The sequence below is a fragment of the Halocatena marina genome (assembly GCF_023276375.1).
Taxonomy (GTDB): Archaea; Halobacteriota; Halobacteria; order Halobacteriales; family Haloarculaceae; genus Halocatena; species Halocatena marina.
Genome location: NZ_JALLPK010000001.1, coordinates 3,660,490 through 3,673,410, shown reverse-complemented (window position 1 = coordinate 3,673,410; position 12,921 = coordinate 3,660,490). Strand labels below are relative to the sequence as shown.

Annotated in this window: 19 protein-coding genes; 13 read left to right on the top strand and 6 right to left on the bottom strand. The window is 55.6% G+C overall.

The window, feature by feature from the left end; genetic code table 11:
* Window positions 1–59: 59 nt before the first annotated feature.
* Window positions 60–812, top strand: coding sequence for a coenzyme F420-0:L-glutamate ligase (locus MW898_RS17460; protein WP_248909212.1), 753 nt, complete (start codon window positions 60–62; stop codon window positions 810–812).
* Window positions 809–1,789: a 5,10-methylenetetrahydromethanopterin reductase gene (locus tag MW898_RS17455; protein ID WP_248909210.1), complete on the top strand. Its 981-nt coding sequence runs from the start codon at window positions 809–811 to the stop codon at window positions 1,787–1,789. The genes MW898_RS17460 and MW898_RS17455 overlap by 4 nt, the downstream gene beginning before the upstream one ends.
* Before the next feature lie 9 nt (window positions 1,790–1,798).
* Here MW898_RS17455 and MW898_RS17450 read toward each other — a convergent pair whose 3' ends face one another.
* Window positions 1,799–2,080, bottom strand: coding sequence for a DUF8024 family protein (locus tag MW898_RS17450; protein ID WP_248909207.1), 282 nt, complete (start codon window positions 2,078–2,080; stop codon window positions 1,799–1,801).
* 31 nt (window positions 2,081–2,111) lie between these two features.
* Here MW898_RS17450 and MW898_RS17445 point away from each other — a divergent pair, with 31 nt between their 5' ends.
* Window positions 2,112–2,441 carry a DUF7573 domain-containing protein gene (locus MW898_RS17445; RefSeq protein WP_248909205.1) on the top strand — a complete coding sequence of 110 codons (330 nt, stop codon included), beginning with the start codon at window positions 2,112–2,114 and terminating at the stop codon, window positions 2,439–2,441.
* Between the two features lie 88 nt (window positions 2,442–2,529).
* Here MW898_RS17445 and MW898_RS17440 read toward each other — a convergent pair whose 3' ends face one another.
* The gene (locus MW898_RS17440; protein WP_248909203.1) at window positions 2,530–3,336 is read right to left on the bottom strand and encodes a winged helix-turn-helix transcriptional regulator; all 807 of its coding nucleotides are present in this window, start codon (window positions 3,334–3,336) and stop codon (window positions 2,530–2,532) included.
* A gap of 411 nt (window positions 3,337–3,747) precedes the next feature.
* On the opposite strand from MW898_RS17440, the gene MW898_RS17435 reads away from it, so the two are divergent.
* From MW898_RS17435 to MW898_RS17415, 5 genes are all read left to right on the top strand, one after another.
* On the top strand, window positions 3,748–4,095 hold the full coding sequence (locus MW898_RS17435; protein WP_248909201.1) for a winged helix-turn-helix domain-containing protein: 348 nt from the start codon (window positions 3,748–3,750) through the stop codon (window positions 4,093–4,095).
* The gene (locus tag MW898_RS17430; protein ID WP_248909199.1) at window positions 4,095–4,427 is read left to right on the top strand and encodes a DUF7521 family protein; all 333 of its coding nucleotides are present in this window, start codon (window positions 4,095–4,097) and stop codon (window positions 4,425–4,427) included. The genes MW898_RS17435 and MW898_RS17430 overlap by 1 nt, the downstream gene beginning before the upstream one ends.
* Before the next feature lie 103 nt (window positions 4,428–4,530).
* Window positions 4,531–5,352 carry an SAMP-activating enzyme E1 gene (ubaA, locus tag MW898_RS17425; RefSeq protein ID WP_248909196.1) on the top strand — a complete coding sequence of 274 codons (822 nt, stop codon included), beginning with the start codon at window positions 4,531–4,533 and terminating at the stop codon, window positions 5,350–5,352.
* A 194-nt stretch (window positions 5,353–5,546) separates the two neighbouring features.
* Window positions 5,547–6,086 (top strand): nucleotidyltransferase domain-containing protein, encoded by a 540-nt coding sequence (locus MW898_RS17420; protein ID WP_248909194.1) that lies wholly within the window; start codon window positions 5,547–5,549, stop codon window positions 6,084–6,086.
* A complete protein-coding gene (locus tag MW898_RS17415) occupies window positions 6,076–6,468 on the top strand; it encodes a HEPN domain-containing protein (protein ID WP_248909191.1) in 393 nt (130 codons plus the stop codon). The genes MW898_RS17420 and MW898_RS17415 overlap by 11 nt, the downstream gene beginning before the upstream one ends.
* 57 nt (window positions 6,469–6,525) lie before the next feature.
* Here MW898_RS17415 and MW898_RS17410 read toward each other — a convergent pair whose 3' ends face one another.
* Window positions 6,526–7,431, bottom strand: coding sequence for a cobalamin-binding protein (locus MW898_RS17410; RefSeq protein ID WP_248909188.1), 906 nt, complete (start codon window positions 7,429–7,431; stop codon window positions 6,526–6,528).
* Window positions 7,432–7,590: 159 nt separating this feature from the next.
* Here MW898_RS17410 and MW898_RS17405 point away from each other — a divergent pair, with 159 nt between their 5' ends.
* The 3 genes from MW898_RS17405 to MW898_RS17395 all read left to right on the top strand — a co-directional run bounded on the left by MW898_RS17405 (window position 7,591) and on the right by MW898_RS17395 (window position 9,067).
* Window positions 7,591–7,935, top strand: coding sequence for a YkvA family protein (locus MW898_RS17405; RefSeq protein WP_248909186.1), 345 nt, complete (start codon window positions 7,591–7,593; stop codon window positions 7,933–7,935).
* A gap of 64 nt (window positions 7,936–7,999) precedes the next feature.
* Window positions 8,000–8,575, top strand: coding sequence for a DUF6663 family protein (locus MW898_RS17400; RefSeq protein WP_248909184.1), 576 nt, complete (start codon window positions 8,000–8,002; stop codon window positions 8,573–8,575).
* 126 nt (window positions 8,576–8,701) lie between these two features.
* Window positions 8,702–9,067, top strand: coding sequence for a cell division protein SepF (locus MW898_RS17395; protein WP_248909182.1), 366 nt, complete (start codon window positions 8,702–8,704; stop codon window positions 9,065–9,067).
* 114 nt (window positions 9,068–9,181) lie between these two features.
* On the opposite strand, the gene MW898_RS17390 is transcribed toward MW898_RS17395, so the two are convergent.
* Both MW898_RS17390 and MW898_RS17385 read right to left on the bottom strand, forming a co-directional pair.
* Window positions 9,182–9,571, bottom strand: a complete 390-nt coding sequence (locus MW898_RS17390; protein WP_248909180.1) for a DUF5611 family protein — start codon at window positions 9,569–9,571, stop codon at window positions 9,182–9,184.
* Between the two features lie 61 nt (window positions 9,572–9,632).
* On the bottom strand, window positions 9,633–10,406 hold the full coding sequence (locus MW898_RS17385) for a DUF7093 family protein (protein ID WP_248909178.1): 774 nt from the start codon (window positions 10,404–10,406) through the stop codon (window positions 9,633–9,635).
* Between the two features lie 81 nt (window positions 10,407–10,487).
* Between MW898_RS17385 and MW898_RS17380 the strand changes: the two genes are divergently transcribed.
* The gene (locus MW898_RS17380; protein ID WP_248909176.1) at window positions 10,488–10,784 is read left to right on the top strand and encodes a DUF6432 family protein; all 297 of its coding nucleotides are present in this window, start codon (window positions 10,488–10,490) and stop codon (window positions 10,782–10,784) included.
* 54 nt (window positions 10,785–10,838) lie between these two features.
* Complete coding sequence (gene ygfZ / locus MW898_RS17375; RefSeq protein WP_248909174.1) at window positions 10,839–11,924, top strand: CAF17-like 4Fe-4S cluster assembly/insertion protein YgfZ; 1,086 nt, start codon at window positions 10,839–10,841, stop codon at window positions 11,922–11,924.
* A gap of 61 nt (window positions 11,925–11,985) precedes the next feature.
* Here the strand turns inward: ygfZ and MW898_RS17370 are convergent, their stop codons facing one another.
* Window positions 11,986–12,876 carry a coiled-coil protein gene (locus MW898_RS17370; protein ID WP_248909171.1) on the bottom strand — a complete coding sequence of 297 codons (891 nt, stop codon included), beginning with the start codon at window positions 12,874–12,876 and terminating at the stop codon, window positions 11,986–11,988.
* Window positions 12,877–12,921 lie beyond the last annotated feature (45 nt).

Here is a 12,921-nt window from a genome sequence, read left to right as displayed (position 1 = left end):
TACTGCGTGTATTCTCCGGTATCGCGTCCGTTTATGACGCTTCCTTTCGTCCAATCAGTATGAACGTGTTCGCGGTACCCGATCTACCGGAAATTCGTCCGGGAGACGATATTGGGGCACTGATTCGAGAGCGAGTAGACGTTCAGCCGAACGATGTTGTATGCATTGCGAGCACTATTGTCTCGAAGGCTGAAGGTCGGACGATGGATCTCGACAGCGTGGTTGCGGGTGATCGGGCTGTCGAGATAGCGACACGGCTCGCTCGACTCACCGATGACGAGAAAGATCCACGGTTCGCGCAGGTCGTTCTCGACGAATCGGTTGATCTCGTGATGGACGCGCCATTCTTACTCACGGAGACACAGTTCGGCCACATCACTGTCAACGCGGGAATCGACCGATCGAACGTCCCTGACGCTGATCTCTTGTTGCTCCCGTCCGATCCGAACACGAGCGCAGTCAGTCTTCACGAATCACTCGGTGCTCCAGTCATCGTCACAGACACGTGTGGACGACCGTTCCGGTTCGGTCAGCGTGGCGTTGCGATCGGGTGGGCAGGAATGCCAGCAAGCCGTGACTGGCGCGGCGAGTACGACCGCAACGGCCACGAACTCGAAGTAACAGTCGAGTCGGTCGTCGACGAACTCGCTGCCACAGCGAATCTCGTGAGCGGAGAAGGTGACGGTGGAACGCCAGTTATCGTGATCCGAGACTTCGAATTCGGCGAACACGAAGGGAGCGACAACCTCTTTCGGGAGTACGAAAGCGATTTCATCAGACAGGCACTCCAGGAATGGGAGTTCGAACGATGAAGGGCATTGAACTGACACCCGAGCATCCTGTCGATCGCGCCGTCGAACTCGGTGTGGCCGCCGAGCGCGCTGGATTCGACACGCTGTTCACGAGTTGTCACTACAACAACCGTGATCCGTTCGTCGTGCTCTCACAACTCGCCCGCGAAACAACGAAGATTCGACTCGGTCCGGGCGTGATCAACCCATACGAGATCCATCCGGTCAGGCTCGCTTCCACAATGGCGACGCTGTCCGAAGCGAGCGGTGGACGGACTATTTACGGGATCGGGCCGGGTGACCCATCGACACTCCAGAATCTCGGACTGGCCGACCAGCGAGGACTCAGATCGGTGTTGGAGGCGTTCACGACGGCGCGGCAACTCTGGTCGGGCGAACGCATCGACCACGACGGCTCGTTTCAGGCGACGAACGCGGGACTGAACTACGATGCAGCGGCCAGTCCGGTGTACGTCGGCGGAGAAGGACCACACATGTGCCGAATGAGTGCAAAACACGCCGACGGACTGTTGTTCAACGGATCACACCCCGATAGCATCGCGTGGGCACGGGAACAAGTTGATCGCGGACTCAAAGAGCGTGACACCGAAGAGCGCGGTCCGTTCGATCTCGTCGCGTACGCGAGTGTCTCAATCGCAGACGACGCCTCGGCAGCGCGAGAGGCTGCTCGTCCACCGGTCGCGTTCATCACCGCGGGTGCTGCTGAACCGGTACTCGATCGCCACGCGATCGATAGAGAGCGTGCGGAGACGATCGGCGAGGCAATCAGTGCAGGCGAGTTCTCAAAGGCATTCGGCACCGTCACCGACGAAATGATAGATGCGTTCAGCATCACCGGCACGCCAGAAACAGTCGAACAGCGGATGCGTGCGGTGCTTGAATACGCCGATAGCATCGTCGTTTCGGCTCCGATCGGACCAAATATCGATACAGCGATCGAGCTAGCAGCAAGCGCGCTCGATCGAGCACACAGTTAGTGGCCTCTCTTACCGGCCCCGACCCTGACGACCATAACTACGTCCCTGTGAGGGAAGGCCGCCAATGGGACGGAGAAGTGCTCCCGCTGTGAGGTATCCCATGATGACAACCGAGAACGTCACAAAAAGGCCACCGACGATCAACAATACGGCTTGCGGAGAACTCGCCTGCAGGATGCCCGCGAATTCCTGAATGAGTTGCGGAATGCTCCCCAGCAGCTCTGAGAGGATATTTGTGCTTGCCATACTGGTGTGTTCGCCCGCGACTACTTGTGCGTGTCCGTCCGCCATCGCTATGTACCGGCGAGCATACACCTATACTATGGACCGCTCGCTCGACGAATTTTTGGATCAGAGCGACACATCCACCGATGAAGAGACGGAAACGGGTCAGGAATCTCGGGACTCTGACGCCACATCAAAGACATCGAACGAGGAGACGGACGATACGCCCGATCAATCATCGAATTATACGTCTTCGTCCGCGTCCGCATCCACATCCTCGTCTCCGTCTTCATCTGATCTATCGCCCGCTCGCTCGACGATGGTTTGGACGGGAGACGGTGTGGCGTGTGAGTGCTGTCACGAGACCGTCCAGCGGCGGTGGCGTGATGGTGAGCAGTTAGTGTGTGATGAATGTAAAGAGTGGTAATTTTAAAAGGACTGTGAGAGGATGTTTTCGTGTTAGCGTTGTCCAAGCAAGAGACGGCCGCAGGTAGAGATTCGAGCGGGGAATCGAATCAGTCGGCTTTCGCAGGGGAGATGGAGCTGCTTCCGCGCAGCATCTGTGCCTTGATTTCGCTCGCGAGTCGCGTAACGACGGCGTTGCCCTTTCTCTCTTGTTCGAGGAGTCCATCGTCTGTGAGCCGGTTGAGATGATACGAGACGGTTCCAGGCGAACGATCAAGTTCGTCTGCGAGCATCGATACTGTCGCCGATTCTAGCCGGGCGATAGCGTTGAGCACGCGCGCAGTCGCGTCGTCATTGAGAGCTGCGGCTAACTGCGGATCGTCGCTTCCGACGAGATAGAAGCGATGTTTCCCTCGAACATCTTCGCCGACGATGAGTTTCTCCTCCTCAAGAATGCGGACGTGATACCGGACTGTCGAGCGAGAGGCATCGACCTCCTCACTCACTTCCGAGATGTACGTCCCCGGCGAGCGCTCAATCACGTCGTAAATCTGTTGGCGGACGTCGTTTTCGAGTGGGTCTGAATCGTCGTACCGACTGTATCGGAAGAGAACGGCCCAGACCGGAATAGCGAGACCATTGCTACTACCCGAAAGCTTCTCGACGAGATTGCTGTGTCCTCGGTCGAGCGATTGAGAGTATTTGGAGAGGTCGTTCCCGGTATCAGTGGACAGAGCATTACCCGAATCGAAACCAAGTAAGGGGAGTGGGCAGTCCGCTGGATCATACTCCGTCGTGTCACCCTGCTGAACGGGTTCTACCGACGCGAACGCAAGCCCACACGAACTGAACACGAGCAAGGCTGCGAGTGCTACGACCGTAATTCGGGAAACGACAATCATTTTCTCTCCGTGCATGAGTTGGCTCCAATACTGGTTGATAACGGTTCTTCCTGAGTGCTCAGTAGACACCCTTGTATATCTACTGGCCACTACTTGCTTCGTGAGGTGTCAACCACGCCCATTGTTGTAGTCTTATCGGTCTCGATTACGAGCCGGTGTGAACCGGGAAGCGACTCGCTGAGAGCAACTTGTGTTCTAACTTGCGGAGACTGGTTCTCGGTGACGAGGTCACGTTGAATTCAAGATCGATGGGACCGAAAGACGCCCGAAGACGGTACAGTCGATAGAGACTCGATGGATGGTCGAAGGCCGGAGACAAATACTATCATCGTAGGAGAGTGTATCCGATGGTATGAGTACTATCTATGATTTTCCGAACGAGAATATCGGGACATATTTTACTATGACTTCCCCCAAATCGGGCACGTGAATGGGGATCGTTCGCCGGGAGAGTTGTTTTCGCTCCTCGACGATGAGTACGCCCGGGCGATTCTCATTGCAACGAGCAAACGACCAATGTCCGCAAAAATGCTGAGTGAGGAATGCGGCGCGTCCCTTCCGACGATATACCGCCGCATCGAACGCCTCGTCGATTGTGATCTCCTCACCGAACACACCCAGATCGCCGAGGACGGCCATCACTACGGCGTCTACGAGGCTCGCTTGCAACGACTCACGGTCGATCTCTCGGATGGTGATCTACAGATTGCCGTCGAAGAACGCCGCTCCGAGGACATCGCCGATCGTTTCACAGACATGTGGGGAGAACTATGATGATATTCGCGCAATATGCGTCCGGGCAAGGGGCCATCGACTACCTCGTCCTACTAACGTTGACGTGTGTGGCAATCGTCATGGGACTGTACATTGTATTTCAGGCTTATCGTGGCTACCGCCGAAACGACAGCCGGCGAATGCTGTTTCTCGCTATTGGCCTCGCATTGCTCACGATCGTCCCGTTTGTGTTATCGCTCGTTGTTGCTGGAGTCGGACAGCGATTCGGGTTCGAATCACGCGTATACACATCGTATCTCCCAATCGTGAACCGCGGACTCGAAATCTGCGGACTGAGCGCCATCCTCTACTCGCTGTATACTCGTAATTGATCCTGCGTATCCGTATCCGTATCTGCATCCCGATCGCACGATTTCTGTATCCTGCTTCTGGTTATCCCCAGGTGCTTATCGCTTGTCGTGCTAACAGTACTGTATGGCTGACCTCAATCTCGATTCGACGCAGCTCGATCGCTACTCACGGCACATCATCATGGACGAGGTCGGTCCAGCGGGCCAAGGGAAACTTCTCGAAAGTCGTGTGCTGTGTCTGGGAGCGGGCGGGCTGGGATCGCCGGTAATTCAGTATCTCGCTGCCGCTGGTGTCGGAACGCTCGGCATCGCGGATGACGATGTCGTCGAACGCTCGAACCTCCAGCGGCAGGTCATCCACGGAGAGAGTGATATCGGACGACCGAAAGTCGAGAGTGCTGCCGACTTCATCGCTCATCAGAATCCAGATATTCGCGTCGAGACGCACGAAACGCGTGTCACGAAGGCAAACGTCGAGGATCTGGTCTCCGAATACGACATCGTCGTCGATGGCTCGGACAACTTCCAGACGCGCTTTCTCCTGAACGATATCTGTACACTCACCGGAACGCCCGTCTCTCACGGTGCGATTCTCCGGTTCGAAGGACAAGTAGCGACGTTCCCAGCGACAGAAGATACACCCTGCTACCGGTGTATTTTCCCCGAAGCCCCGCCAGAAGGAACGGTGCCCAACTGTGCAACTGCAGGCGTTCTCGGGGTCCTCCCCGGAACGATCGGTTGTATCCAAGCGACGGAGGCCATCAAACTCGCGCTCGGACACGGTGAATCGCTCGCCGGGCGGCTCCTCCTCTACAACGCGGCCGAAATGACGTTCGACGAAGTGACGATCGAGAAGAATCCCGCGTGTCCCGTCTGTGGCGAAGATGGAATCGACTCGATCGCGGACGTGGAGTACCGAACGACCTGTTCAGTGGGTGCAGACTGAACCGAAACCTGAGTGGGTCGTGATCGAAGCGCTCGAAAACCAAACCGAGACAACCGAGAAGCACGAGTTGCACTCAGTACAATCTTCCCGGTGAATCGCACGCTGCGGATAGAGCTTTCCCCGACGTTCTGCCGGCACGTAGTTATCCTATTCTGCTGCATAGCATACTTGTATAACGGAATCCAATGTATCATATGACCGAATCAGGTAGGAAGCGGTATCCAGCGAACGAGTATATCGAAGCAGTTCGTGAGCACGAGCCTGCTGGCACGAGCGAAATAGCTGAAGCTGTCGGAGTTGCCCGACAGAGTGCGGATTATCGACTCAGACAACTCGAATCAGAAGGAATCGTCACGGGTAAGAAGATAGGCAATTCACTCGCGTGGAGCCTCGTCGAGAACGATTCGGACTCGTCGCACGAACAGGCCTTCGAAGAGTTCTCCGTCCGGCTCACAGAAGAGTGTGGAAACGATATCCACGAAATCATCCTATACGGAAGCGTGGCGCGTGGAGAGGAACGGGAGTTCTCAGACGTAGATGTTCTACTCGTTATCGAGGACGAGCTATCCCGGAAGCGGGTTCGTGACGCCGCCAAGACAATAGTATTTGATGTTATGGTGGAGTACGATATTCTCATTTCAAAAAATATCAAGACAAAAGATGAGTTTGAAAATCAGAAGAGTAGTTCGTATCTCACAACGGTGAAGAGAGAGGGACGTGCGTATGCCGGATGATCCGGATGTCGAATTAGAATTGGCATACGGAGCACTTGCTGATGCAAATACGTTACGTCAACAGGGGACAAAGCGAGGAGCCATCAGCCGATTGTACTACGCATGTTTTCACGCAGCGCAAGCTGTATTGTACGACAAAGGCTTCTATCCGAAAAAGCACGGTGCCGTGAGTCGACTCTTTGGCCGTGAAGTCGTCTTGGCTGGGGATGCATCCCGATCCGACGGCGAATTTTTGAATGAGATGTATGATACGCGTCGAGAGGCCGATTGCGAGCAGTCACCCCCCACGGTAAACGTCGATGCGCTTTACTCCCGCTCAGAGATTTTTGTCAACGACATGTCTGATTTGATTGAGGGCGCAGATGAGACAGACAGCGCGTGAGGCGGCGCTGAGCAGTGCTCGCATCGCCCTCGCTGTAGTTATTGCAGTACAACCGTACTACACGATGAGTCGATCGAGCGGCTGAGCAGCGTCAGAAGGTGGTAATCCAAACGTCTCGGGATGAATCAGGCTTGCAAGATATTCGAGCGAGTCAACGACGCTGACGCCCGGACGATTCATGTACCGATTACCGTCGAGGGCGTACGCGCGGCCGGTCGTGACGGCGGTGAGATCGTCCCAGCCGTCGCGTGCAGTGAGGTCAGTGAGGTTTGCTGTCGTCTGATCGAGATCGAATCCACAGGGAGATACCACAAGCATCTCGGGATCGACGGCGACGATTTCGTCCCACTCCCGCGGGATCGACGCAGTGGCGTCGAAGGGAGCGGTGGCCCCTGCTATCGAGATCATCTCCGGGACCCAATGACCCGCGGTCATCACTGGATCCATCCAGTCGATAACCACGACCCGTGGTTCATCAGTCGGTGCAGGCGCAGTCTCTCGGACGGATTCGATTCGATCCGTACAGTCCTCAATCAGCTCCTCGGCGCGCTGCTCCGTTCCTGTCCTCGTCCCAATCCGTCGAATATCGTCGAGGATGTCATCGAGGCTGTGTGGGTCGGTGGTGAGAACGTCACACGATAGTCCCAACGTCTCGACAGCGTCTTCGACAAGCACGCTGTCGACAGCACAGACATCACACAGCCCCTGCGTAATGATGAGATCCGGCTCCGCTGCTTCGAGCACCGTGAGATCGATCTCGTAGACACCACCGTTGCGTTCTTGGGCGAGTACCTGCCGATCAATCTCTCTGCTCGTGGCCGTCTCGTCGACACGTGAGCGATTTACTGCCGGTTTTGCGTTCGCGGCCGGAGGACAATCACACTCGTGCGAAACCGCAACCGGATCGATTCCGAGCGCGTAGACGATCTCGGTCGCTGACGGAAGCAGTGTCACGACGCGCATACCAGTCCTTGCTCGGCAGCGCTTAAAACGACCACACCAGCAACTCTGGATTGCTTACTCTCAGAGACGTCAGTTCACCCACTATTCGGATTGCTCGGAGAGACCGAGTCCAACCCCGACTATAAGCCAGTAGAAGCCCTATTCGACAGCGATCAGTGGATGAAGCGACCGACAGTGAAAGCACTCACGGAGGTGTATACGCTCGTCCGTATTGCGTTCGACCGACGAACACCGCTCCGTGTGACTGCCATCGTCGTCCTGTCAGCGGTGTACGTGCTACTGCCGGTCGATGTGCTGTCTGATGTCATCCCAATCATCGGCTGGAGTGATGATCTCCTGCTTGCGCTGCTTGGCCGGCACGCAGTCTATCGTCTCGTCCCAGAATCGGTCGTCGAAGATCACCGGACGGTCGCCCGATCACAGCTGGTCGTGGCGGTTGTCGTGACGCTCGCTGTCGGTGTGCTCGTTGCGCTCATCATAGCCCGTTCGCTCGGAGTTCTGTGACGCTCGTAAATTTCACTACACTGTGTCGATAGGCACACGAACCATGACATTGTAGCCACAACTGATGACCGAACGGACGTATCGCGTGCTCCAGAGTTCGCGCGACGACGATGAGTTCCTTTTGCTCGACACTGAGACCGCCGACCCGGTGTACGTCGTCACAACGGGGTACGAAGACGAAGTAGCACGAGCGATCACAGCGATCGAGCCGGGGAACAAAGTCCGTGCAGCGTTCGACTGGTCGGGCGATCGCCCGCGGTTCACAGCAGTCGAAATTGTGAGTGAAACAACGATCGCGTTCGCTCCCGACGCGACGAATATTTTCGAGGCAGCAATCGAGTGCTGGCACAACGCCGGGGCGGCCGCAATGAACTCACGGATTACTCGAGACACAGACAGAGACGTGAACGGCGTCCTCTACGTCTTCGCAAAACAAGCGGGTGAACGTGACCTGTATTCGGAGTTTCGTGATGGCATCAAGCCGATCGATCCACTCCTTGCTCCCATCGACGGAAGCACGCCGCCCTACGAAGTGTTCGTGATCGAACCCCGCGAGGAGCCATTCATCATCATTTACATTGTCCTCAAACCGGGAGAACTCCTTGCACAAACAGTGCGAGAAACGTACGACTGGGAATGAATCATTGACCCGTACAGGACGGTTGTCTCCTGTGTAGAAATGTCAATACCCTCGCAGAGACGTCGTATCGAACGTTCTCCTCCGTCCGACGCAAGAACTATACACTCACCGGTCGCTTCACGTCCTATGGGTTTCATGGACAGGCTGTTGAGCGAAGGAGGGAGTCGAAACCAACACACTGCTGATGATTACGTCGAACTCGATATCGACGATTTCGAGACGGACGTTCCCGAATCAGGAACGAGCGTTCACGTCGCCCAGCTCGGCAGCAAGCAGGACGTTATTATCATCAAAGACGCCATCTACGACGGTGATATCGTCATTGCCGACATCACTCGTCACTCCACAACCGATCGAACGATGGAACACATCACAGACGAACTAAAGCAAGTTGTAAACGAGGTTGGTGGTGACATCGTCCAGAAGGACGACGATCAGCTCATCATTACTCCGAGTGGTGTGGGTATCAGTCGGAAGAAGCTCGGGTACTGATCCATTCACTCAAGTAATCACCGAGTAGGTGAATCAATTAAATCGGGACAGACCTGCTTTGATAGCTGGTCGTCCGTACTCTTGATAGTAGCAGTAAGTAGTGTTACTCGCCGATTACGAGATGTCTGGTTCGTCGCTGTCCTCGACGGATCGCTTCATCGAGTCGCGGCGACTCTTTGCGTCTCGGCCAGTCGCTTCTAACAGGAAATCGTTTTTTGCGTTGACAGCCGCCTCGGCGGCGTCAAGATCTCCTGCTTCGATGAGTTCTTCGGCAGGTCGCTCCTCAAACTCGACGACGAGCTTGTCCTTTTTGCTGTTGTAGCTGAGCGTCCCGGCGACGATGCGTTCGAACACGGGGTTCGATGGCTCGTCGATGACGTACAGATCACTTCCCTTGTACGCTTCCGTGCCCGTAATTGGGCCGAAATACTCCTCGACGGTTTCTTGCATGTTCGGAATGCGATCTTCGAGATGCTCTCCCCGGCGCATCTTGTACTCGCGCATGAATTGACGTTGACGAGCGCGGATTTAGGCGTTCCGTTCAATCGTCGGCTTACGCAACATTTTACCCCTTATCAGAGAGGTACGATTCGTGACACCGAGGGCAAATATCTCCTGATCGAAACGGTGAATCGGACGCGATAACGGAGAATTCGCAGTTTCGACACGATATTGATTTTTTCTCGGTCGAAGTTTCGTCTGGTTCATCCGATTCATCCATTATTACTGCATCGTTTGCGGCGTCGACAGAGAGGGCAGACGAAGCGCCAACAACAGAAGAGGATCCACCGTTGCCCGACTGAGACGGCGTCTCTCTCGTATCCGGGTCCCACGACGTGTCGACTCCCGCCCCGCCCGCTTCGTCGGGCCATTCCCCGTACTCTCGTCCTCTGTCGTCCTCTTCCGACAGAATAACCCCGTCGTCGTCTGATCCTTGCAAATCAACCATCTTCGATCCATGATCGTCGGCAAAATCGGTCTCGTCGCGTACCCTATCAACAGCTTTGAACCCAGTTCCTGCTCCCGTTTCTGTCTCTGTATTCGTTGATGCTGACTCGGATGTCGCGTGAGCGGGAGATGACTCATTCTCACCGCGCGCGGAGTCAGTGTCGTACGTGGTTGCAGGAGTGGTGTTGCTATCGTCCGTCGTATCATCAGCACCATTATCCATCTGTTTTGTTATCTCTTTGCTCTCTGCGAGCACACGCTGTTTCCCACAGAGTGTACAGATTCTGACCTTTCGTTTGGTGGTAATGACTTCGTCGCCGCGTTGTTCACGCTCATGGACGATTCCGGGCTCCTCGAACCGATGGCCGAGAATCGAACACTTGAACCCCATTGAGTACATTTATCACCCTCCATTCATAAATGCTCCCCTCAAAGGGGACAGGTTAATAGCAGGCGAGTAATACATAGATGTATGCGAACGAAGCGGGAGTTTCGGAACCGCGAGGAAACGGAGGTCGCGGTTCTCGATGCTCTCGTCGAGCGCTCCGGCGAGGGTATGACCATATTCGAACTCCGTACCCGTGTCGATGTCGAGATTGATGCTCTCGAATCGGTGCTTTCGTCACTGAAGGACGAAGGTCTCATCAACACCGAGCGATCCGGCAGTCAGCTTGTTATTACACCTGCTGACTGTGTACTTCCCGACGAACAAGAAGTGGAGTACACGAAGTCGATTTTAGAACGAATCCGCGACCATCTCCCGTTTTAAGATACGACTCCTTCGATCGGACCGTTCATTTTCGTCCACGACGAATCCTCGCTAATGACTGTTATCGAAGAGATCCACGCGGACCATGGGGCCACGTTCACCGAACGTAGCGGCAATCGGGTCGTTGCGGACTACGGTCGACCTGAGCGTACTCATCAGGCCGTTCGGAACGTCGTTGGTGCCATCGAGCTCGGGTACGGGATTGTCGAAGTCACCGGCTCTGATCGCGTGAGCTACGTTGATAACGTCGTCTCGAACAACGTACCGCGTGAAGATGGACATGGCTGTTATGCTCTCTTTCTCGGCCCACAAGGGAACATCGAGACCGACCTCTACGTGTACAACGCTGCTGAACGGCTGCTTCTGTTGTTCCCGCCCGCTTGCGCCGAGCCCATTGCTGAAGAGTGGCGAGAGAAGATCTTCATCGATGATGTCGAGATTCGCGTCGTCACCGATGAGTTCGCTGTCTTTGGAGTCCACGGAGCGAAAGCGACCGAAAAGGTTGCCTCTGTGCTGACTGGGGCCAGTGCGCCCGAACCGCCGCTTTCGTTTGTCCGGGGATCGATCGGCGATGCCGGTGTCACCGCCATCGCTGGCGACGCGCTCACCGGTGAGGAGAGCTACGAGATCATCTGTACGGCTGCCGAGGCACACGAGGTGTTCGATGCGCTCATCAACCACGGCATGAACGCTGTCCCCTTCGGGGATACGGTGTGGAATACGCTCACGCTTGAGGCCGGCACGCCGCTGTTCGAGAGCGAACTACGCGGAAAAATCCCGAACGTCGCGGGGATACGTAACGCGCTTGATTTCGAGAAAGGATGCTACGTCGGACAAGAAGTCGTCTCCCGTGTCGAAAACCGGGGTCGCCCCTCGCAGCGACTCGTTGGGATCACGCTCGATACGGTTCCGTCCGCCGGCGCAGCCGTCTTTGATGGTGATGCCAGCATCGGTTCGATAACACGCGCCGCAATCAGCCCGTTGAAAGAAACTCCGATTGCTCTTGCGTACGTCGACTTCGCTGTCGATACGACCTCTGTGACGGTCAGAGTTGACGGCGAGGCGTGTGATGGATCAATCGTCGATCTCCCGTTCATCGAAGGGAGCATGCGCTCGCTGCGGCTTCCAACGTATGAATAGAACTATCAGTGATGTCGCTACGCGCCAGCGTACTGACCGAAAACTCGCTTTTTTCGCTTTTTTATAGGAGACCCGATTTCTGAAGTTTCATCAGGTCTTCGGTGTCGAGAGTTTCGCCTTCCTTGAACTTTTGATAGATGTCCTCGGCTTCGGCGCGTGCTTCCTCGCGTTTCTGTGCGCGCTCGTCGCGCCGTTCCTGCTCTTCTTCCTTATCGAGCTCGCGGAGTCGCTTTTGGACGCGGACGAAGTCCTCGTGGTGACGATCGGCTGACTCTTGCGCCTCGACGAATCGCTCGTGAGCTGCATCGGCCTCATCACGGATGTCGTCGGCCTCCCGGTAGGCCGCGATCATCTGATTGTGGTGTTCTTGGGCCTCATCGGCGAGTTCAGTGACCTTCTGGTGATGCGTACTCGCCTCAGAACGGATCTCTTGGGCTTCTTCGCGGAGTTCCTCGATGTCACCGCCCTGCTCCAATTTCTCCTTGCGGTCCTGATACTGATCGCGTTTCGACTCAATCTTATCGATGAGTTCACGCTCGTCTTCGGACGAGAGCACCTCGGTCTGCTGACGGAATTCGAGCTGTTCGATCTCTTCTTCGAGCTGGTCTAAACTCTCACCGTTGTCGAGATCGAGTTCTGATTTGGTCTTATCGACCTTCGAAAAGAGCTCGTTTGCTTCCGCGTTCAGCTCGTTGCGCTGTTGTTTGTGCTCTTGCACCTGCGAGTTCAGCTCATCTCGCTGCTCGCGGTGATGCTGGGCTTCATCGACTTTCTCTCGCGTCTTCGCGTTCAACTCGTCTCGCTTCGAGGCTCGCTCGGACGCTTTCTGATTGAGTTCGTTGCGTCGATCACGGAGTTGACCTGCGCGCTTGATCAACTCTCCTTTGGATTTGTTTTCGAGGTCCTCGTCTGTAAGATCTACGTTCTTCGATTTATCGATTGACTGTGCCATGGTTGGTTTGATCGCTATCCATTACCGCCTCCGGCGATAGCAAGG

Bases quoted from the DNA above. Each gene is read 5' to 3' on its own strand.
- MW898_RS17460 (WP_248909212.1), top strand. From the start codon at position 60: ATGAACGTGTTCGCGGTACCCGATCTACCGGAAATTCGTCCGGGAGAC.
- MW898_RS17455 (WP_248909210.1), top strand. From the start codon at position 809: ATGAAGGGCATTGAACTGACACCCGAGCATCCTGTCGATCGCGCCGTC.
- MW898_RS17450 (WP_248909207.1), bottom strand. From the start codon at position 2,080: ATGGCGGACGGACACGCACAAGTAGTCGCGGGCGAACACACCAGTATG.
- MW898_RS17445 (WP_248909205.1), top strand. From the start codon at position 2,112: ATGGACCGCTCGCTCGACGAATTTTTGGATCAGAGCGACACATCCACC.
- MW898_RS17440 (WP_248909203.1), bottom strand. From the start codon at position 3,336: ATGCACGGAGAGAAAATGATTGTCGTTTCCCGAATTACGGTCGTAGCA.
- MW898_RS17430 (WP_248909199.1), top strand. From the start codon at position 4,095: ATGATATTCGCGCAATATGCGTCCGGGCAAGGGGCCATCGACTACCTC.
- ubaA (WP_248909196.1), top strand. From the start codon at position 4,531: ATGGCTGACCTCAATCTCGATTCGACGCAGCTCGATCGCTACTCACGG.
- MW898_RS17420 (WP_248909194.1), top strand. From the start codon at position 5,547: ATGACCGAATCAGGTAGGAAGCGGTATCCAGCGAACGAGTATATCGAA.
- MW898_RS17415 (WP_248909191.1), top strand. From the start codon at position 6,076: ATGCCGGATGATCCGGATGTCGAATTAGAATTGGCATACGGAGCACTT.
- MW898_RS17410 (WP_248909188.1), bottom strand. From the start codon at position 7,431: ATGCGCGTCGTGACACTGCTTCCGTCAGCGACCGAGATCGTCTACGCG.
- MW898_RS17405 (WP_248909186.1), top strand. From the start codon at position 7,591: ATGAAGCGACCGACAGTGAAAGCACTCACGGAGGTGTATACGCTCGTC.
- MW898_RS17400 (WP_248909184.1), top strand. From the start codon at position 8,000: ATGACCGAACGGACGTATCGCGTGCTCCAGAGTTCGCGCGACGACGAT.
- MW898_RS17395 (WP_248909182.1), top strand. From the start codon at position 8,702: ATGGGTTTCATGGACAGGCTGTTGAGCGAAGGAGGGAGTCGAAACCAA.
- MW898_RS17390 (WP_248909180.1), bottom strand. From the start codon at position 9,571: ATGCGCGAGTACAAGATGCGCCGGGGAGAGCATCTCGAAGATCGCATT.
- MW898_RS17385 (WP_248909178.1), bottom strand. From the start codon at position 10,406: ATGGGGTTCAAGTGTTCGATTCTCGGCCATCGGTTCGAGGAGCCCGGA.
- MW898_RS17380 (WP_248909176.1), top strand. From the start codon at position 10,488: ATGCGAACGAAGCGGGAGTTTCGGAACCGCGAGGAAACGGAGGTCGCG.
- ygfZ (WP_248909174.1), top strand. From the start codon at position 10,839: ATGACTGTTATCGAAGAGATCCACGCGGACCATGGGGCCACGTTCACC.
- MW898_RS17370 (WP_248909171.1), bottom strand. From the start codon at position 12,876: ATGGCACAGTCAATCGATAAATCGAAGAACGTAGATCTTACAGACGAG.